Here is an 18,799-nt window from a genome sequence, read left to right on the forward strand (position 1 = left end):
GCGGTGGGGCTGCAGGCCGAAGGCCCGCCAGATCCGGGAGACGGTCGACTGCGACAGACCCATCTCCGTGGCCATCTCCCGCGTCGACCAGTGGGTGGCGTTCTTCGGCGTGCTTTCCAGCGTTCTCGTCACCACCGCGGCGACCTGCTCGTCGGACACCGAACGAGGGCCGCCTGGACGTGGCATGTCACCGAGGCCCGGCAAGCGGTCGCGGACGAAACGCGCACGCCACTTGCCGACCGTGTGTTCCTCGGCTCCGACCTGTCGGGCCACCTCCCGGTTGGTGGCACCCGATGCACAGGCAAGGATGATCCGGCAGCGCAGAGCCAACGCCTGCGGTGTCGACCGCCGGCGAACCAACTCCTCTAACCGGTCCCGTTCCTGAGCAATCAGCACCAACGCAGCCTTCGGCCGCCCCATCCGAGCCATGAACAGACTCTACTCATGAAACGAATTCCTGACTCAGAACACTAGGAGTTGTCCTCAAAAATCACGCCCACATCAGAAGCGATGCGAGGGTGACGGCTGCTTGGTAGGACTCGGCGGTCTTGTCGTAGCAGTGGCGATGCCGCGCCACTGCTTCAAGCGGTTGAAGCAGCCTAGGTTGATGTCCTCCCTCGCCACCCACGGGGGAGTGGCGGCTGTCTCCGTCACCTCTGCTGCGCCAACTGGCGCACATAGCGCGTACGCCGGCGCCCGATCATCAGCACTCCCGCGAGCGGCCCGGACGCGACGACCAGGAGGCATGCGGTGGGCAGCGCCTCGCCGCCGGATCCGACGCCCGACACCAGCAGGACCACAGCGATGAAGGCGGCAGCGAAGCAGAGCACGCCCGGCGTGTGCACGTGGGGCTGCCACAGTGCGTAGGGGCCCATCGGGCGGCCAGGTTCCAGGCCGGGGAGAAAGCCGGTAACCGGTTCGCCCGTCGGGGCTTGGGTGGGTGTGCCGATGGCTGTGGCTCCCCGTAGGTACCGGCCGTCGTCCAGGACGAGCAGAGCGGGGGTGGACCATTCGGGCCGGTCGTTCGCCCTGGGGGTCCAGTAGAGGCGGCCCTGACTGTCCTTGAGGGCGTCCGCGAGCGGGACGGGGTCGAGGCACCGTTCGAGCAGCAGATCACGGGTTCCGCTCGACGATGCGAGGCGCAGTGCGGGACTCAGGACCGGCCCTGCCTGCTTCGAAGTGCCGACGGGGCGCCTGAGACGGTCGCCCGCTCCGACGCCGGCGAGCCGGACCCGGAGCATCCGGGTTCCGCCGTCGCCGAACACACCCTCCGAGGCGAGTGAGGCGGCACGGGCACGGAGGGCTGCTACGGCGAAGACCAAAGGGAAGAGGCTGTACAGGGCCAGCAGCGCCAGGTCCCCCGGCCCGGCGTGCCCGCCGAGAAGCGCGTGCAGCTCCGCGCGGCTGTCCAGGATGATCCCGGCGGCGGGGGCGTCTGTGGCGTAGAGGCCCAGGAACCGGTTTCCCGGGTGCGGCGGGTGGGAGGTCTGCACGGTGCCCTTAGGCCATGGCGACCCCTTCCCGGACCGGCCGGTGGCCGCGACCGTGACCGCGGACTCGTAGTACCTGTAGTTCCTGCCGTCCTTCAGGTACGAGTGGTGGACCTGAGTGATGGTCACCTCCACAATACGCGGATGGTGCGCGAGGATCGCGGTCACCTGGGGTGTGCTCGCCGTCGTCGAAAGGAACAGCATCACGAGTGGCAGCGGCAACGCCGTCAGGGCGAGGATGACGAGCTCGATGCGCCTCTCGGGCCACCAGCGGGTGCGCCGCCGCCCCACCGTGACGGACCGGTCCGGCTCCGTCGCCGCCCGGCCGGCAGGTGCGAGCCGTCCGCTCGCCCGGAGCCACCACATGAGGACTGCTCCCGCCGACACCGCCAGACAAGCCAGCAGATCCCAGCGCGGATACGGCGCGATCTTCCGCACCAGCAGGCAGATCAGGAACGCCGCGGCACCGGCCCATGCCAGCGCCGACGCCGCAGCCGTTCCAAGGTCCCGCTCTCTCACCCGAAAACGTCCTTCACTGACCCCTTCTTCGGGCCTTTTGGCGGGTCGGTGGCTTCAGTCTTCGCCTCGTCCGGCTTCTCATCAGTCGGCCAGATGACGTCGTGCAGTGGCTTGGCGATGGCTCCGGCGCCGCCGTAGATGATGCCCTGCGCCGGGCCCTCGATCGAGAAGTGCGGGCCCTCCCGCCCAGGCGGCACATGCATGTTCGCACCGTGCACGGCGCCGCCCCCGACGCCGCCGCCGACCCCGTTGACCCCTGCGTCCCAGAGCATGTCGCGCCCGCTGACGTCGTTCGACGGGTCGTTGTCGAGGTTCTTCGTCCCATCGACGGCCAGACCGCCGGTCATGCTCCCGATGCCACCGCCCGCTATGTCACCGAGCAGCGGACGGCCCGCCTTGCCCAGTCCGCCGGCGACGGCGAGCCCGGGACCGGTGCCGACGAGAGCGGAGAGTCCGCCTTGCCAGACCGCGTCGCCGAGGTTGGTCTCCTGTCCGGTGAGGGCGTTGGTGATGACGGTGCCGCCGGTGTTGCTGGTCCAGTTGACCAGGACGTTCTTCAGGAAGCGGTGTTCCTTCGCCATCCGGGAGATCCACTGGAACGCTTTGCCGACCTTCTGCAGAATGGTGCCGAGGGTCTTTGCGAGTTTGGCGGCCTTGGTTGCGAGTTGGGCGGCTCGGGCGGCCCCCGCGGCCGCCGAGAAACCCATGGTCAGGAAAGACAGGCCCACCGAGACGCCGATGGAGATACCGATCTCCAGATAAATCTGGTGGATCTCGTCGTTTATCTCCTCGATCGCGTCCGCGGCCTCATCGAGGCTTTCTGCCGCCTTGGGCAATTGCGGAAGCGTTTTGCTCATCGCCGCGTTGAGGTTTTTCCAGTGCCCAGAAAAGGAGTCCGCCGCGGGACCCTTCCAGTCGAACTCCAGAGTCCGCTGCACCTCGCGGTCCATGTCCTTGAACATGGTCTGCAGGTTGTCGTGGAGATCCCGCCAGCCTTTGGCCGCCGAGCGCAGAACGTCCGGTTCACCCCCGGGGTTGATGATTTCCAGGCCGGCCTCGAAGACCTGCTCGGCCACGGATTCGTCACCGCTCATGCACTGCGCCCCTTGCCGAAGCCGGTGGCCAGGGACTCGTCCGTCTCCGTAGCGTTCCGCTGGACCGTGCGCAGCCCGTCACTGACGTGGTCCAGGTGCTGCCGCAGGGCGTTCAGCGACTCCACCATCTCGGTGGACATCTCGATGTACGCGGAGGTGACCTCTTCGGACTCAGTGAGGACACCGAAACCGTCGTGAATCACCTCGGAATCGGTCTTCGACTGGAATTCATTGACGTAGCTTTCCAGGTCAGACCCGTAAGCCTCGAAGCTCTTCGCCAGCCTGGAGAGAGCCGCTTCATTCACTAACGACTCGTTTTTGGACATGATTCACCCACCCCTTATTGTTTCCCTGGGGGCGCCGATTCACGACCATGCCGACGCGGTGCCGACGTGGTAGTGGGAGGCGGCCACGCTGCTGAATGTTAGGGCGGGGTGATCATCGAAAGTATGGCCGGGAGTTTTCTTGTCGCGTTCTTGTCGGATTCTTTGTGCGGGGGAGCTGAGGGGGGCGGTGGCTTTGCCGTCCTCTTGTCGCATTTTGTGCCCCTGGGGCGAGCTGCGGACGACGAGCTGCGCGGCGGCCTGTGTGCCTCGCCCTGCTCCGGCCTCTAAGGCAGCTTCCGTCCATGCCTCAGCACTACCCCTTGGCGGCCGTCCGGCCCATCACATTGAGCACCTGACACGGAAGCTGCACGCACCTGTCTCCCTCTGATTTCCATCAAGCCGGAAGCGCGTTCAGCGCTGGGTGGCCCAGAAGCGGGACGAGCCGAAGCGCAAACACCGCTGGGAGCGCCTGAAGGTGACCACGTGGGGCCTCGTCATGCTCGGTGTTGTCTTGTGCGCCTGGAAGCTGCTCGGGAGGATCGCTCAGGAGCCGGGCCGTGTGAACGAGCACGTCGGATCCCGGCATGGTGCTAACGGCCGTCTGGGCTTTCCTTCCCCTGCTGGCACAATCCGCCGAGCCGAAAGACCCTCCGAAGGAGTCCACTTCCGCCGTAATCCGACGAGTGGCGTCATGGCGCCCTCTTCCTCGGCAAGGACCGTCCCTTTCCGATCCGGGCGACCAGGTTTCCTGGACGCGTCCCTTCCGGCCGCGTTCAGGCCCCACACCATGGGCCGGCCGGACCGGGGGAGACGAGAAGGAGCTGAGGACCGGGGCGCGACGGGCGGGCAGGCGAGGTCGGTCTGCCTACCCGGGGCGGTTGTCGGTCTGCGCACCCGGGTGGGTCGTCGGTCTGCCCACCCGGCTGCGTCGGCTTGTAGGGAGCCGGCGACCGGCTGTCAGACGGCGGGCCGGAGACGTACGGGCAGGCGTTGGTGCCCGTAGGTGATCAGTGAGGGCACCGGCTGAAGTTCCTCGGCGGGCAGGGCCAGTTCGGCGTGGGGGAAGCGGTCGAACAGGGCCTGCAGCGCGGTTGCGGCTTCGAGGCGGGCAAGGGGCGCGCCCAGGCAGTAATGGACACCGTGGCCGAAGGCGAGGTGTTCGGGGCCCGGTGCGGTGCGGGTGGCGTCGAAGACGTCGGCGCTGTCGCCGTGCCAGCTGGGGTGGCGGTTGGCCGCGGCGTACGAGGCGAGGATCGCCTCGCCCGCGGAGATGACCTGTCCGTCGGGCAGAGGAATGTCGCGGAGGGCGAAGCGCAGGGGCAGGTGCTTGATGGCCGGCTTCAGACGCAGGGTCTCCTCCATGACATCCATCCAGCTCACGCGGCCGGCCCGGACGTGGGCGAGTTGGCCGGGGTGGGTCAGCAGTACGGTGACGGCCTGATCGATGAGGTTGACGGTGGTCTCGTACCCTGCCGCGATCATCAGGAGGAGCGTGTCGCGCAGCTCCGCGTCGGACAGCGCCGAGGCGTCGCCTTCCTCGTCCCGCGCGGCGATGAGCAGGGAGGCCATGTCCTCCCCGGGCTCAGCCCGTTTGGCGGCGATGAGCTGGTCGAGGACGGTGTAGAGGCGAGCCGTGTTCGCGGCGGTCTGTTCGGTACTGAGTGTGGTGGCGAAGACCCCGTCGACGACGGCGCGGAAACCCTCGCGCTGATGCTCGGGTACGCCCATGAGATGGCCGATGACCCGGATCGGGAGTGGGTACGCGAAGCGTGCACGCAGGTCGACCGTCTCGCCGGGCTCGGCGGTCTCCAGGTCGTCGAGCAGGTCGGCGGCGATAGCCTCAATGCGCTCGGCGAGTGCGTCCACGCGACGTGTGGTGAAGGCGGGGGCCACCATGCGGCGCAGGCGTCGGTGATCGCTGCCGTAGGCGGTGAACATGTTCTTCACCGCGATCCACAGGGCGAGTGGCCATGTCTCACAAACCTCCTCGAAGCGCGGCCAGTGCTGCCGGGCGTCCTTGGAAACGTCCGGGCTGATCAGCAACTCCCTCAGCAAGGTGGGTTCGCTGACGGCCCATGCGGTGACGCCGAGGATGTCGACGCGGGCCGCAGGGCCCAAGGAGTGCAGGGCGCGGATTTCGGCGTCCGGGTCGGCACCATTGGCGTCGAGGACGAGGAGTTCGGGCTGGTGGGACATGCGGGGCTCCTGTTCGGACGAGGCACGAATGCGGTGGGGAAGGGCCACAGACAGTCCGGTCGGCAGGTCGGCAGGTCGGCAGGTCGGCGCGGTCGAGACAGTTGAACCGGCCGACCCGGTATCGGGCGTGCTCGGGCCGACGGTGAACCCCGGGTCGTACAGCGGCATACGCCGCGACGCCCGCCGCGACGCCCGCCGCGACGCCCGCTGCGTCGCCGGCCGCGTCATTGCAGCGGTGACCGGCGTGGAGGCGTGCGGAACAGGGCACATCATGGGCGGCACTCCAGCTGACGGGACACCTGCTCAACGAGCCTCATCGGGGGAGGACACAGGAGCGGGGTCACGGGCGTCGCACCACGTCGGCGGGACACCCTCCGCGGGGCTTCTTCGCCGCCAGCGGCGCCGCCGACCGCAGCATCGCTGCCCGACCGGACTGCCCACCCCTCTGCGCACCACCGACCCGTCCACCGTCCTGAGCCGGGCCGTGAACGTACTGGGCGCAACGCCCCTGCCCCCGCTCCGGCCGCGAGGTCTCCGAAGCCATCGGCGGCTCCGGCACACGCAGAGAAGCGCCGTCGCTGAAACCGCGGGCAGCCGGCCGCGTGCGGCCGTCAGCCGGCCGTGGACGCCGGCCCGGCGCTGCGTGACTCGAACCCCTGCGCGCACACCACCCGCCCAAGGGCGACGACGCGCGGGCGACGAGGTGTTCCTCGCACCCGCGGAGTGCGCAGGCGGGGCCTGGCACTCCGGGGTGTTCTACGCGCATCACTGGAAGCCCGCCCTGGGCGCAGCCGCCAACCGGCCGTGCAGGAAGCGGTCTTAGTCCCGGTCCGCCCAGTCGGATCGGAGGTGGTGCATGTGTGCCCGGATGATGGTTTCCAGGCGGGGCATGTCGTCGTTTGCGATCGCGGTCAGCATGTCTCGGTGTTCGTGGACGCTGTCGGTGAGTGTGCCGTGCTTGGCCAGATACTCCAGCCCGTAGAGCCGGGTTTGGTCGCGCAGGGTCTCGACCGTGCTGACGAGGCGTTTGTTGCCGCAGTGTGCGAGGAGGCCGAGATGGAACTTCCGGTCGGCTTCGAGGACTTGTACCACGTCACCCTTGGCGGCCGCGGTTTCGATTTCGATCACGGTTGATTCAAGTCGGGCAAGATCATCTTTGTTCATGTTGGCCGCGGCTTGAAGTGTGCCGTGCACCTCGAGGATCAGGCGCATCTCGTAGACCTCGTCGAGGTCGTGCTCGCTCATCGGCACCACGCGGTATCCGCGGTTGCGGACGGGTTCCATCAGGCCCTGGTTGACCAGGGTGAGCATGGCCTCGCGTACGGGGCTCCCGGACACTCCGAGCCGCGTGGCCAGTGCCGCCGCGGAGTAGATCTCGCCGGGCTTGATCTCGCCGGATACGAGCGCCTGCCGGATCACCTCCAGTGCCTGGTCACGCAAATTCGTGTGCCGCAAGGGCTGGGATGCCGACTCGGACACGTCACCTCCTGATTTCAGACCCTTGACTTTGGATTCCGCCGTAGGCATGGTACTCGCCAACCGGTAACAGGTAACCGGTAACCGATTACCCCTGAGTAGTGCGTGAGGAAGAGGCCCGGGACACCTGCCGCGGCGATACCCCACGCCGAAGCCCCACCACGCGACGACTCACACGCGCCCGGCCACCCCGGGCCCTGTCGGTCCGGGACTGCACCTCGACGCCCCTCCCGGAGGGAAGCCAATGCTCACCATCTCAGCCGAAGAAACCGTCCGGGCACTGCCCTTCGATGCCCTCATCGACGCTCTGCGCACCGGATTCCGAAACGGCGCCCACACTCCCCAGCGGCACCACCATGTCGTCGATGCCGCGTCCGATGCGACCGTGCTGCTCATGCCGTCCTGGACCGACGGCGAGTACCTCGGTGTGAAGCTGGTCAATGTCTTCCCCGGCAACGGCTCGCTCGGACGTCCGGCACTGTCCTCCGCCTTCGTCCTGGCCAGTGCCACCACCGGCGAGCATCTCGCTGTGGTGGACGGAAATACGCTCACCCAGCGCAGGACCGTGGCGACCTCGGCGCTCGCGGCGTCCTTTCTGGCCCGCAAGGACAGTGCGGTCCATGTCGTGGTCGGCGCGGGGCATGTCGGCAGCCTGGCTGCCGACGCCTACCGCAGCGCCTTCGACATCCGCAAAGTGATCGTGCACGACCACGTGCCCGCACACGCACAACGCCTGGTGGACAGCCTGCGTGACCAGGGTGTCGACGCCAGTGTCGCCACCGGCCTGCGGGACGCGGTGGCCGCCGCCGACATCGTCACCTGCGCCACCCTCGCCACCGAGCCGCTCATTCGCGGGGACTGGCTGCGCAGGGGAACCCACCTCGACCTCATCGGAAGCTTCCGCCCCACCATGCGGGAAGCCGACGACGAGTGCCTGCGCCGCGGCACGCTCTATGTCGACACATGGGCCGCGCTGGAAGAGTCCGGCGACCTCATCCAGCCGATCGACGCCGGCGTCCTCGACCGGAACGCGATCGCCGGAACCCTGCCCGGACTGTGCCGCGGTGATGTCGCCGCCCGGCGCGACCGCGACCAGATCACCGTCTTCAAGTCCGTCGGCAGCGGTCTCGCCGACCTGGCCGCGGCTGCGCTGGTCTACCGCTCGGCCCTGAATCCCGTTCCGTGAATGCGCCCGCATCAACCAAGGAGAGGCCCGGACCGGCGTGGCTGCACCGCCGGCCGACGGGGCAGCGCAGGCTTTCCCTCCGAAAACCGGCGCGCATGAGTTCCGAGAATCAACAGGCTGCCGGGATTTCCTTGACGCAATCCTCAGCCCTCCCCGAAGTTTTTGGATGACGTCGCAGTGCCACTTCGAATCCGCAGAGGTGGAGGAAGCCCACTCAGCCAGGTCATCCACTGATCCGAGAAGTCAGGATCGTCGCCGCCGACGACCGACACCAAGGAGAACACGTGAGTACCTCGCTCATCGATGACGCTCGTTTCAGTCCATTCCACAAGAAGATGTTCGTGCTCACCGCCGGAGGACAGTTCCTCGACGGCTACCTGCTCAGTATCGTCGGCGTAGTCGTACTCGGAATAACCCACGACCTCGGGATGTCAGCGAGTGCGGCGGGCCTGATCGGTGCGTCGGCGCTCATCGGCCTGTTCCTCGGCGGCCTGATCTTCGGGCGCCTCACGGACCGCATCGGCCGTCAACTGCTCTTCACACTCCACTTCGTCGTGATCGCGGCGGCCTCCGTCGGGTCGATGTTCGTGACCGACCCGGTGCAGCTGATCGTCCTGAGGTTCGTCATCGGAGTCGCGCTGGGCGCGGACTACGCCATCGGCAGCGCCTTGCTGTCCGAGTGGCTGCCGACGGCTCAGCGCGGACGGGTCATGGGAATGCTCATCATGATGTGGTTCGTGGGGGCCACGGCTGCGTACCTGGTCGGCTACGGCCTGATCAACCTTGTGGGCTCAGGGGCGTGGCGCTGGGCGCTGGGCAGCGCCGCGATCCCGGCCGTCGTGTTCATCATCGCGCGCATCGGGACGCCTGAGTCGCCTCGCTGGCTCGTCAGCCGCGGACGCCTGGAGCAGGCCCGTGCAGTACTCACCCGCGTCTACGGTGCGGAGGCCACCCCGGAGGCGGTCGAATCGCTGAGAGCCGACGAGTCCGCGCACGGTCTGGGATTCGCCGAGGTCTTCCGGGGAATTTACTTCAAGCGCACCGCTTTCGTCGGTCTGTTCTGGCTTCTGCAGATCGTTCCGCTGTTCGCGATCTATACCTTCGGCCCGACGATCCTGGGCGCTTTCGGAATGGCCGACAGCAAAACTTCGGTGATCGGTTCGGCGCTCATCAGCGTACTGTTCCTCGTCGGTTGCCTTCCCGCGCTGCGTATCATCGAGACCCGGGGCCGACGTCCGCTGATCGTCTGGTCGTTCGCACTCATGGTCGTCCCGCTAGCGATTCTGGGACTGGCTCCAGGCGCGCCCGCCGCCGTGGTTCTCGCCTGTTTCTGCGCTTACGCATTCTTCTCCGGTGGCCCGAGCATCCTCGAATTCATCTACCCCACAGAGCTTTTCCCGACCGAGATACGCGCGACGGCGGTCGGCGTCGGCACCGCGGTCAGCCGTATCGGGGCGGCCATCGGAACCTACTTGCTGCCCATCGGCCTGCAGAGCATAGGAGTGGGTCCCATCATGCTGATCATGGCCGGGGTCACCGCTCTCGGATTCGTGGTCTGTTTCGCTCTGGCACCGGAGACCCGCGGCCGACGGCTGGCAGACGCCAGCGGCAGTACACCGGCCCCGGCGCCGGCTTCGCACCCGGCACCCTTCACCAGCCACCCCACCCAACCCTGAGACGACAGCGCCGGGCGCCCTGCTCGCCCGAGCGGTCACCACACCGATGAAGATGCCGACCGGAGGAAGTGCAGGATGACAGAGAAAGCAGTGATCGTCGGCGCGGGCATGGTCGGTCTCGCCACCGCCTACCGACTGGCCCGGGACGGACTGGAGGTCACCGTCGTGGACGCGGCTCACAGCGGGGCCGGCGCCTCCACCCGCAACGCCGGGTGGATCGTTCCGGTCATGTCGACCCCCGTCCCCGCACCCGGGATGCTGGGTAAGGCACTGCGATGGATGGCCCGGAAGGACAGTCCCCTCCACATCCGACCGTCCCTGCGCCCTGACCATGTGCGCTTCATGACCAGCATGCTGCGCCACTGCAACAGCAGGGACTACCGGCACGGCATCGAAGCTCTCGTCGCGCTCAATGAGCGAACCGTCTCGCTGTTTGACGGGTACCAGCAGGACGGGGTGCGCTTCGAATACCACCGCACGGGTCATCTCCTGGTCTTCCGCACCCGGGACGCCATGCATGCCCACCAGGCCGATTTCGCGCCGATGGAGCGGATCGGCCACACCGCCGCCCCGCTCTCCGGTGACGAGGTCCGGGACCTGGAGCCCGCGCTCGGCTCCTACGTACAGGCCGGCCTGCAGTGCGCACAGGAACGGCATGTGGACCCCGCAACGCTGGTCGAGGGTCTGGAGCAGCGCTGCCGGGAGCTCGGGGTGCGATTCCTCCACGACAGGCAGGTCACCAGCATCCGGTCCGAGGGCTCCCGGACGACCTCCGTGCTGGCGGGGGATGAGGAGATCAGCGGAGACCTGTTCGTCCTTGCAGCAGGGGTGCACTCCGGCGCACTGTCACGGCTGGCCGGGTTCCCCCTGCCCATCCAGCCGGGCAAGGGCTACGGGTTCGACGACACCAGCGGCTCGGTGAAGCTGCGGCACTCGGTGTACCTGGGCGAAGCGAAGGTGGCCATCACACCGCTGTCAGGCCGGCTCCGGTTCGCCGGAACGATGGAATTCGGCAGCTCCGACTCCACGGTCGCACCACATCGAGTGCGCGGAATCATCCGGTCCGCCAGTGAATACCTGCCGGACTTCCCGCCGGCACCGCAGCCGCACGCCTGGACGGGACTGCGTCCGATGACACCTGACGGACTGCCCGTCATCGGGCCGCTGCCAGGCAAGGACAACGTATTCGTCGCCAGTGGCCACGGGATGCTCGGGGTCACCCTGGCACCGATGACAGCGGAAATCATCGCCGCACAGGTAAAGGGAGAGGAGCGTGAGGCGGACGTTGCAAACACGGCACGGCCCTTCTCTCCCCAGCGCTTCGCGCGACGAGGCCACGGGGAACGGTCTGCTGACCGCTGACATGCCGGACAGTTCCGCCAGGCGCTTGAAGCGGCGGTCCGGCACAGGCACCGGATCACCGCGCCGCCCCGCTGCCGTGCCGCGCTGGCGGCGCCCAGCAGCGGGCTGACCTGCCCCCGGACAGAACAGCCAGGGCCGTCGGGGGCACGCGTGAATGCCGCAGTTCATGTGATCTCTAAGTCAACTGACGGATGTTGCAGCCCTGAATGAGTCCGTACGTTGGAATCCCGTGACGGGCTGCAGGCTCGGGGCGGCAGGTGATCGGCGGACACGTGTCACGACTCATCAGCTCGGCTTGTCCGACCGCCTCCCTGGCCGGCAGACCTTGTCGCGGATCACGCACGTCACCCAACGGGGCCGACCGTGGCGCACGGCCTCCGGAAGGAGCAGGAAAGGCTATTCACCCTGAGCGGGCTGAATGAAGACGGGCTCCTGCCCCCAGTGTGGGGCTGGTGGCGAGCGGAGCCTGCGTCGGCCTCCGGGACCAGGCTGCGTCTCGGAGGCCGACGTTCCCCTACATTCCGGCCGGCTGGTCTGGACCCGCCTGCACCACTGGATTCCGGCCGCTTCCATGGCGTCGGCGCCTGAGGCATGGCAGTTGCGCATGGCAGTTGCTGCCCCATGGCGTCTTCGACGGACGGCGGATGGTGGGCGTGGTTGCCGTGGAAGACCGTCCGCAGGCGAGTGGCCTCGGTGTCGATGCCCTGTGCGGCCGGCGTGCTGGAGCGCGGACCGCAGTCCGGCCGAGGCCGGTTCGGCTGCCCTGGCCGCCGGTAGGAACCCGCAGAAGTCTGCCCGGCGCCTGCCTCGCCGCTACGCACCCCACCCACGTCCACAGTCCAGCAACTCACTCACGAGCTGATCTGGAACCGATACTCACGAATGAGAAACCGACCGTGACCGCTGTGCACCCCCTCGTCGATACCTCCCTGCTGCCCTCGGGCACCCATACGGACAAAGTCGTCCGCACCGCCCACAAGTTCTACGAGCACCTCATCGGGCTGTGGGCCCCCGCCATCATGGAGGCGGCCTACGATGTTGGGGTGTTCGAGGCGCTGGCGGCCGGTCCTCTGACGGCTGACGACCTGGCGACCGCGCTGCGGACCGACCCGCGGACCACCCGTGTGCTGCTCGACGCCCTGTACGCGTACGACGTCATCGACCGTATCCGCGGCGTAGACGGCTTTTTCTACTTGCTGTCCGCCGAAGCCGAGGAATGTCTGCTGCCCGGGGGCATTTTCAGCATCACCGGAAAAATGATCCACGACCGCAGGGTCGCCTGGTCCGCATGGGCGAATCTGAGCGAGGCGGTGCGCCATGGCGCCCGCGACAGCTCTGGTGCGGAAAGCGGGAACGGGCTGACGGATGTGGATTACCAGTCACTGGTCGGCGGGATCAACTTCTGGGCCCCGCCCGTTGTCGACGCGCTCACGAACGAGCTGCGTCGACGCGGCGCTGACGGTCGAGCCCCGGCCGCGGTGCTCGACGTCGGCTGCGGGACCGGACTGTACAGCCAGTTGCTGCTGCAGGAATTCCCTGCTTGGCACGCGGTGGGTCTGGACACCGAGCGGATCGTACCGCTGGCCGTCGACCAGAGCCGGCGACTTGATGTGGCGGACCGGTTCACCACCAGGGCCGGTGACTTCCGGGACGGGAATTGGGGTACCGGGTACGGCACCCTTCTCTTTGCCAATATCTTCCATATGCTCACGCCGCATTCCGCGGAGCGCCTGATGGATCTCGCCGCGCAATCCGTGGCCGCCGACGGGACAGTCGTCGTCATCGACCAGATTCTCCATGCGGAGCGGGAGGTGAAGACACCGCAGGACCGGTTCGCGCTGCTCTTCGCAGCGTGCATAGCCAGTACCGGTGACGGAGACGTGCACACCTTTGAGGATTACGACCGCTGGTTCGCCCGCGTCGGGCTCCAGCGGGTCGCGACCTTGGAGGCGCCGATGCACCGGATCCTGCTGGCCAAGAGAGTCTGACCGGTTGCTGCGGCGGAGGCTGATCGTGCCGGCGGTGCATGCCTCCGCCGAGCCGGCGCCGCTTCCGGCCCCTGGTCCTGCACCGTCGGCATCCTGAACAATCCACCCCGCAGCCCTCGTCCGAGACCGCGCCGGCCAGTACCCGTCACCGGGCCAGGTCCTCCGTCTCCACCCCACACCAGCACCCGAACGACCGCAGAGCCTGTCCCCGTGGGGGCAGGCTCTGCGGTCCGTCGGTGGCCCCGGCTGCCCTCGTGCCGGGGCAGACCGATCAGCGCTTGACCAACGCGGCGACCTCGCGGCGGATGGTCGAGAGTTCGCCTTGCAACGCAGCGCCGGGGCACTCCGTTGCCTGCCAGTCCTTATGGCCACTGATCGCCGGGACGTTCTTCTTGACGCCATCCCTCGGGTTAATGAAGGTGATGTTCGCCTCGGGGTCGAGGCTGTGTGCCTTGGCGAGCCCTGCCAACAAGACGACAAGTTTCTCGCGAGCGGCGTCCGTCGGCTGCTGGTCGGTGAACGTTCCCAGCAGAGCGATCCCGATATTGCCCGAGTTGTAACCCTTGGTATGGAAAGCGGTGACCGCATTTCCCTCCTTGTCATGGGCCGGGATGCCGTCCTCTCCGGAATAACGTCCCTCATAGACCCGGCCTTCCGCGTCTATGAGGAAGTGGTACGCGATATCGCCGTAGTCGGCGCCGTCCTTGGAGGCGTGCTGCTCGTAGATGGCGCGCACCGTGGCCGCTGGATCAGGGTCGTTGTTCGGTGTGACGGTGTGGTGCACGGTCAGGGCTTGAACCGGGAAGTAGATCGGCTTTGAGGATTCAGTGCCGTCCTTGTAGAAGCGCTTGGCCTCGTCCGCTCCCCAGGCCGCGCGGGAGAAGTACCGCTGCCCCAACGCCCTGGTCGGTTCGGCAGGAAGGATGACCTGGCGCACCGGCCCCTTCGTCGCATCGATCGCGATCGAGCAGACGCTCTCCGCACCGTCGGGCAGGGACAGCTCATATCCGAAGGCCCCGGCCGCCGGGACGAGTACGGCGGCCGCTCTTGCGGAGTCGGTCAGCCCGGTGCCGTCCACTCCACCGGCGCAGCCGGCGCGCAGATCCTGCCAGGTGCCCATGGCCCCGTCCGCCTGGTGGAACCGGATGGCTGCCCCGCGCTTGGCCCCGACCCAGGTGAGTCCGAGGTAGTGGATGGGGAACTCCGCAGTCTGCAGGGCCTGCTGTACGCCTTCGCTTGTATCGGCGGCCTGCGCCCGCGTCTCGGGAATGTTCTCGATGCGCTTCGGGGAGTCGGCGGAATCCTCAGCGGACGCAGGCGAGGACGACGTGGTCGCCGAAACCACCGGTGCGAGAACTGCTGCTGCGGCCGTGGCCCCGAGTCCGCCCACCACCGTGCGGCGAGGGACACGGGACTGACGGCGATGGGACGGCGAAGAGGGCGTCGCGGACGGATCGGTCACGGTACTACTCCATGGTTGCGTAAAGGTGAGGGAATGAGCGTCACTTGAGCCGGCCGGGAGCGGATTCAGGTCCGCGGCTGCTCGTTCTGAGATCAACGCGCTGTCATCCAGGCCTTGATGTGGACCGCTGCGGAGGTGATTTCTCAGCGCACGCCGGGAAGGACGTCGGCGGTCTCAGGAGGCACCGGAAAGAACGTGGGACCGGTATCGGCTCCAGGGCTCTGGCGGACGGTGATCACACTCGGTGTGTCAATGAACGGGCCCTGAGGGGTAATCCAGACCCGGATGATGCCGACAGTTCGGTTCTCTGCGGTGGGACTTTCTGTGTGGCCCCGTCCAGCAGTGAGCGCCGCCAACCCGATGGTGAGCGAGAGCACGAGGAATGCCGCGAATGTACGTGTCAGGCGGTACGGGATCGCGTCAACGGTCATGACGTTCTCTTATTTCGGCAGTTTGTGTTCTTCGGAGTCAGCCCAGACGGGTGGCCATGTATCGGCTCACCCCCTTCCGTGGTCTGTCGTGGGCGTCATCAAGCTACGACCGTGCAGGGGCTGATGCATCCGTCAACTGACGGAGTTCTGTCCGCTTGGAGGAACATCTGTGAGCAGGGGGTGAGTCCCGGGAGGACGTGCATGACGGAGAGCACGGGGAAGGAAACGCTTTGTTATCGCCGTTCGTTCACCCGGAGTTCCATGGCGGTTACGGCTGCATGCGGCAGCGCGGTACCGGCCGGGCCCGCAAAGCGATCACTCACCGGCCGTGGGCGCGGAATTCTGCATGGCGAACCAGGTAGCCACCCGTGCCCGGGAGGTGAATCCGAGTTTGGTGAGGATGTGCTCCACATGCGCCTCGGCAGTGCGCGGGGCGATGACCAGCCTTGCCGCGATCGCCTTGTTCGACAGGCCCTCGGCGACCAGCGCGGCGATCTGCCGCTCCCGCGGGGTCAGTGGTGTTTCCCCGTCGGGGCGTCGCGTCGCCGCCGTCACGGGCGCGTGGTTCTCCAGCGCGTATGCGACTGCTTGCTGCCCGCGGAGTTGATATCCGTTTTGGAAGGCGGTTTCGTAGCGGTCGTCGCCGATGGCTGTCCGTGTCATGGTGATGTACTGACGGCGAACCTTCCCCATGGGGAGGTAGGAGTCCGGGGAAGCACCGATCTCGTCCCACAGGGCGGCGGCAGCACCGAAGAGGGTGGCGGCCCGTGTGTGTCGCCCTTGCCGTTCGTTCACCCAGGCGAGGGTGTCGATCCCGAAGGCCGCCCCGTTCTTGCTGTTCATGCGGTTGGCGATGCCCAGGGCCTCTTTTCCTGCCGCCTCCGCTCGATCCGGGTCGTGGTCGACCTCGATGAAGGCGAGGGCCCACAGCGCCCACGAACGCCAGAATGTCTCACCGCGCTGGGACGCCTTGGCGATGCATTCGTTGATATGGGCCACGCTCCGCTCGCGTTCGCCCCGCAGGCCCAGGGTGAGCCCGAACATGTTCAGCGCGAACAGCTCGCCGCGGGCCGAGTGTGCGGCCCGGAACCCGGACAGGGCGTCGCCGAGGAGCGATGCCGCACCCTCCAGTTCTCCGGTGAACAGGGCCACCATGCCCTGGACGAGCGTCACGAAGGCGGCTTGGCCCGCGCCGCCGAGCCGCTTGCCCAGCTCGGACGCCTCGGCAAGCATCGGCGCCACAGCGTCGAAGTCGCCCTGCAGCAGCGCATACCAGGCGTTCAGGCACAGGGCCGAGACACGTTCGTGGGTGGGTTCCGGTGCTGCCGCCAGCGCCTGATCGAGCCAGTGGCGTGCCTCCGAATTGATACCGCGGATGCTCCAGAGCTCGTCGATATTGACGGCCATGCGCAGTGCGACGATGGCCTCACCCGGCTGTGTGACGCAGAAGTCGAGCGCGACCCGCAGATTGGCGTGCTCATGCCGCAGGCGCCTGATCCAGGCCTCCTGATCCGGCCCGATCCCCTCCGCCTCGTAGCGGGCAACCAGGCCCGCGTACCAGTCGCGGTGGCGGCGTCGCACGGCAGCGCTCTCACCGGCCGCCACGAGCCGCTCCTGGCCGTACTCCCGCATCGTCTCCAGCATCCGGTAGCGCACGAACTCGTCCTGCTCTTCCCGGATCAGGATGGACTTGTCGACCAGGGAACGGACGACATGGGGTATCTCCTCGGGGTTCACCCCATCGCCGCCGGCGACATGCTCGACGGCGGTCAGATCGAAGCCGCCCGAGAAGACCGATGCGCGGTTCCAGGTCCGCTCCTCCGCCTCCGAGCACAGCTCGTAGCTCCAGTCGACCAACGCGCGCAGCGTCCGCTGCCGGGTGGGTGCACCCCGTGGGCCTCCGGTGAGCAGGCGGTATCGCTCGGACAGTCGTTCCTCGATCTGGCACAACGACAGGGCACGCAGCCACACCGCGGCCAGCTCGATCGCCAGTGGGATCCCGTCGAGGCCGTGGCACAGGCGGGCGAGCGCCGCGCAGTTCTGGTCGCGCAGGTCGAACTCGGGCAGGACGGCCCTGGCGCGCTCGACGAACAGCTGTACCGAGTCGTACTGCGTCAGTGCCTCGGGTGACAGTGTCTGCTCGGGATCGGGCACCGGCAGCGGAGGGACCAGCAAGGTCGTCTCGCCGTACACATCGAGTGACTGCCGGCTCGTCGCCAGGGTCCGCACCTGGGGGCAGTGCCGCAGAAGGGTGTCTACGAACAGCGCACAGTCTTCGATCAGATGCTCACAGTTATCGAGCACGAGGAGCATCTGGCGCGGCTGGAGGTGGTCGATGACCGTGTCGATCGCTGGGTGCGAGGACTGGTCCTGCAGGCCGAGCTTCTGCGCTGCCGTTTGAGCGAGCAGTGACGCGTCCCGCAGCTCCGCGAGCTCGATGAACCGCACTCCGTCGCGGAACCGCCCGCGCAGGCCGTCGGCCACCCGCAGGGCCAGGCGGGTCTTGCCGACCCCGCCGGGGCCGGTGAGCGTCAGCAAGCGAGATGTCGACAGGAGTCGTTTCGCATCAGCGATCTGGCGTCGCCGTCCGATGAAGCTGGTGATGCCGGTCGGCAGGTCGCGGAAACCCTCCCGAGTGTTTGGTGCAGTCCGAAGAGTCATATCGAAGCAACCAACGTCGTATACCGGACAAAATAATCGTACTGTGCCTTCAGTATGTCGCGTCGCCTCCATGGCGTGTGACTCGGGTGCGTGGCTGACGGCGGCGCGAGCCGGCGAGTGGCCGTGGCGCGTGGGTCCCGGCCGCCGGCCCCGGAGCCCCGGGTGCGCGTAGTCGGCGTTGCTCCGGGCCCGGAGCTCTGCGGCATTCGGCCGCCTCCGCCGTATGTGTACGTAACACGTATATAGGTAGCCGAATAGGTATTTCTCCCGACGTTCCTGGCCTCCTTCCTGGCGCAGGGTGAACCTGTCGCGTTGTCGCAGACCTGTCGAGTGGGAGGAACGGCTCATGGGCCCGCTCTGTCTGATAGTGATGCCGGCTCCTTTGTCGGTGCGGCGGGTGAGGGCCGCTGTCCGCGGTCATCTCGCCGCCCGCGGGCTGACCACCCACAGCACCACTGCCGAGCTCCTCGCAAGCGAACTGGTCACCAACGCGCTGCGCCATGCCCCGGGCTCGATCCGGTTGTCGCTGTCCATTCAGCGCGGCGCGATCCATTGCGAGGTGCAGGACACGAACCCCACGGCACCCACCGTGCGCAGGGCTCAATACGGGGATGAGGGCGGCCGGGGCATGCTGCTGGTCCAGCAGCTCGCCCGTGAATGGGGCAGCCGCGCCTCCGGGAGGGGCAAAGCAGTCTGGTTCGACCTTGAGCTCTGAACGGCTGTGACGACCTCACCGAGGAGAGGGACACCTACGTGAGCGTGCGATACCCGGCCGGCCGGACAGGCGGCTGCCGCACGTGTCCGCCGAAGGCGGGCCCGATCCGGCTCCCGCACCGCTGGAAACCCAGGAATTCGAGCATGCCGACGCCCGGCGCCGACCGCACCCGCGGGCGGTCGCGCGGGTGAACGTACCCCGAGACCGCGTGGAAGGT

General features: G+C 67.5%; 14 protein-coding genes. 5 read left to right on the forward strand and 9 right to left on the reverse strand.

What is annotated here, in order from left to right; genetic code table 11:
* From AB0C46_RS20560 to AB0C46_RS20585, 6 genes are all read right to left on the reverse strand, one after another.
* Nucleotides 1–429 (reverse strand): helix-turn-helix domain-containing protein (locus AB0C46_RS20560; RefSeq protein ID WP_362829333.1); only part of this gene is annotated, 429 nt, incomplete at its 3' end.
* Between the two features lie 221 nt (nt 430–650).
* Nucleotides 651–2,009 carry a hypothetical protein gene (locus tag AB0C46_RS20565; protein WP_362829334.1) on the reverse strand — a complete coding sequence of 453 codons (1,359 nt, stop codon included), beginning with the start codon at nt 2,007–2,009 and terminating at the stop codon, nt 651–653.
* Complete coding sequence (locus AB0C46_RS20570; RefSeq protein ID WP_362829335.1) at nt 2,006–3,103, reverse strand: WXG100 family type VII secretion target; 1,098 nt, start codon at nt 3,101–3,103, stop codon at nt 2,006–2,008. The genes AB0C46_RS20565 and AB0C46_RS20570 overlap by 4 nt, the downstream gene beginning before the upstream one ends.
* Entirely contained in the window at nt 3,100–3,408 is a 309-nt protein-coding gene (locus tag AB0C46_RS20575; RefSeq protein ID WP_362829337.1) for a hypothetical protein, read from the reverse strand. Before AB0C46_RS20575 ends, AB0C46_RS20570 begins: the two co-directional genes overlap by 4 nt.
* Nucleotides 3,409–4,386: 978 nt before the next feature.
* Nucleotides 4,387–5,625 carry a cytochrome P450 gene (locus AB0C46_RS20580; RefSeq protein ID WP_362829338.1) on the reverse strand — a complete coding sequence of 413 codons (1,239 nt, stop codon included), beginning with the start codon at nt 5,623–5,625 and terminating at the stop codon, nt 4,387–4,389.
* 819 nt (nt 5,626–6,444) lie between these two features.
* The gene (locus tag AB0C46_RS20585) at nt 6,445–7,104 is read right to left on the reverse strand and encodes a GntR family transcriptional regulator (RefSeq protein ID WP_362829339.1); all 660 of its coding nucleotides are present in this window, start codon (nt 7,102–7,104) and stop codon (nt 6,445–6,447) included.
* A 241-nt stretch (nt 7,105–7,345) separates the two neighbouring features.
* Here AB0C46_RS20585 and AB0C46_RS20590 point away from each other — a divergent pair, with 241 nt between their 5' ends.
* From AB0C46_RS20590 to AB0C46_RS20605, 4 genes are all read left to right on the forward strand, one after another.
* On the forward strand, nt 7,346–8,287 hold the full coding sequence (locus tag AB0C46_RS20590; protein WP_362829341.1) for an ornithine cyclodeaminase family protein: 942 nt from the start codon (nt 7,346–7,348) through the stop codon (nt 8,285–8,287).
* Nucleotides 8,288–8,571: 284 nt separating this feature from the next.
* Nucleotides 8,572–9,963: an MFS transporter gene (locus AB0C46_RS20595; RefSeq protein WP_362829342.1), complete on the forward strand. Its 1,392-nt coding sequence runs from the start codon at nt 8,572–8,574 to the stop codon at nt 9,961–9,963.
* Between the two features lie 75 nt (nt 9,964–10,038).
* Nucleotides 10,039–11,325, forward strand: coding sequence for an FAD-dependent oxidoreductase (locus tag AB0C46_RS20600; RefSeq protein ID WP_362829344.1), 1,287 nt, complete (start codon nt 10,039–10,041; stop codon nt 11,323–11,325).
* 896 nt (nt 11,326–12,221) lie between these two features.
* Entirely contained in the window at nt 12,222–13,313 is a 1,092-nt protein-coding gene (locus tag AB0C46_RS20605; protein ID WP_362829345.1) for a class I SAM-dependent methyltransferase, read from the forward strand.
* Between the two features lie 271 nt (nt 13,314–13,584).
* On the opposite strand, the gene AB0C46_RS20610 is transcribed toward AB0C46_RS20605, so the two are convergent.
* The 3 genes from AB0C46_RS20610 to AB0C46_RS20620 form a co-directional block, all read right to left on the reverse strand.
* Nucleotides 13,585–14,658 carry a peptidoglycan recognition family protein gene (locus AB0C46_RS20610; RefSeq protein WP_362829346.1) on the reverse strand — a complete coding sequence of 358 codons (1,074 nt, stop codon included), beginning with the start codon at nt 14,656–14,658 and terminating at the stop codon, nt 13,585–13,587.
* Between the two features lie 260 nt (nt 14,659–14,918).
* On the reverse strand, nt 14,919–15,206 hold the full coding sequence (locus tag AB0C46_RS20615; protein ID WP_362829348.1) for a hypothetical protein: 288 nt from the start codon (nt 15,204–15,206) through the stop codon (nt 14,919–14,921).
* Between the two features lie 315 nt (nt 15,207–15,521).
* The gene (locus AB0C46_RS20620) at nt 15,522–17,744 is read right to left on the reverse strand and encodes a LuxR C-terminal-related transcriptional regulator (RefSeq protein ID WP_362829349.1); all 2,223 of its coding nucleotides are present in this window, start codon (nt 17,742–17,744) and stop codon (nt 15,522–15,524) included.
* Nucleotides 17,745–18,213: 469 nt separating this feature from the next.
* On the opposite strand from AB0C46_RS20620, the gene AB0C46_RS20625 reads away from it, so the two are divergent.
* Nucleotides 18,214–18,582, forward strand: a complete 369-nt coding sequence (locus AB0C46_RS20625; protein ID WP_362829350.1) for an ATP-binding protein — start codon at nt 18,214–18,216, stop codon at nt 18,580–18,582.
* Nucleotides 18,583–18,799: the final 217 nt, after the last annotated feature.

The organism is Streptomyces sp. NPDC048637, assembly GCF_040650675.1.
Classification (GTDB): domain Bacteria; phylum Actinomycetota; class Actinomycetes; order Streptomycetales; family Streptomycetaceae; genus Streptomyces.

Excerpts from the sequence above, each read along its gene's own strand:
- AB0C46_RS20590 (WP_362829341.1), top strand. The coding sequence starts at position 7,346 with ATGCTCACCATCTCAGCCGAAGAAACCGTCCGGGCACTGCCCTTCGAT.
- AB0C46_RS20570 (WP_362829335.1), bottom strand. The coding sequence starts at position 3,103 with ATGAGCGGTGACGAATCCGTGGCCGAGCAGGTCTTCGAGGCCGGCCTG.
- AB0C46_RS20580 (WP_362829338.1), bottom strand. The coding sequence starts at position 5,625 with ATGTCCCACCAGCCCGAACTCCTCGTCCTCGACGCCAATGGTGCCGAC.
- AB0C46_RS20625 (WP_362829350.1), top strand. The coding sequence starts at position 18,214 with ATGGGCCCGCTCTGTCTGATAGTGATGCCGGCTCCTTTGTCGGTGCGG.
- AB0C46_RS20600 (WP_362829344.1), top strand. The coding sequence starts at position 10,039 with ATGACAGAGAAAGCAGTGATCGTCGGCGCGGGCATGGTCGGTCTCGCC.
- AB0C46_RS20615 (WP_362829348.1), bottom strand. The coding sequence starts at position 15,206 with ATGACCGTTGACGCGATCCCGTACCGCCTGACACGTACATTCGCGGCA.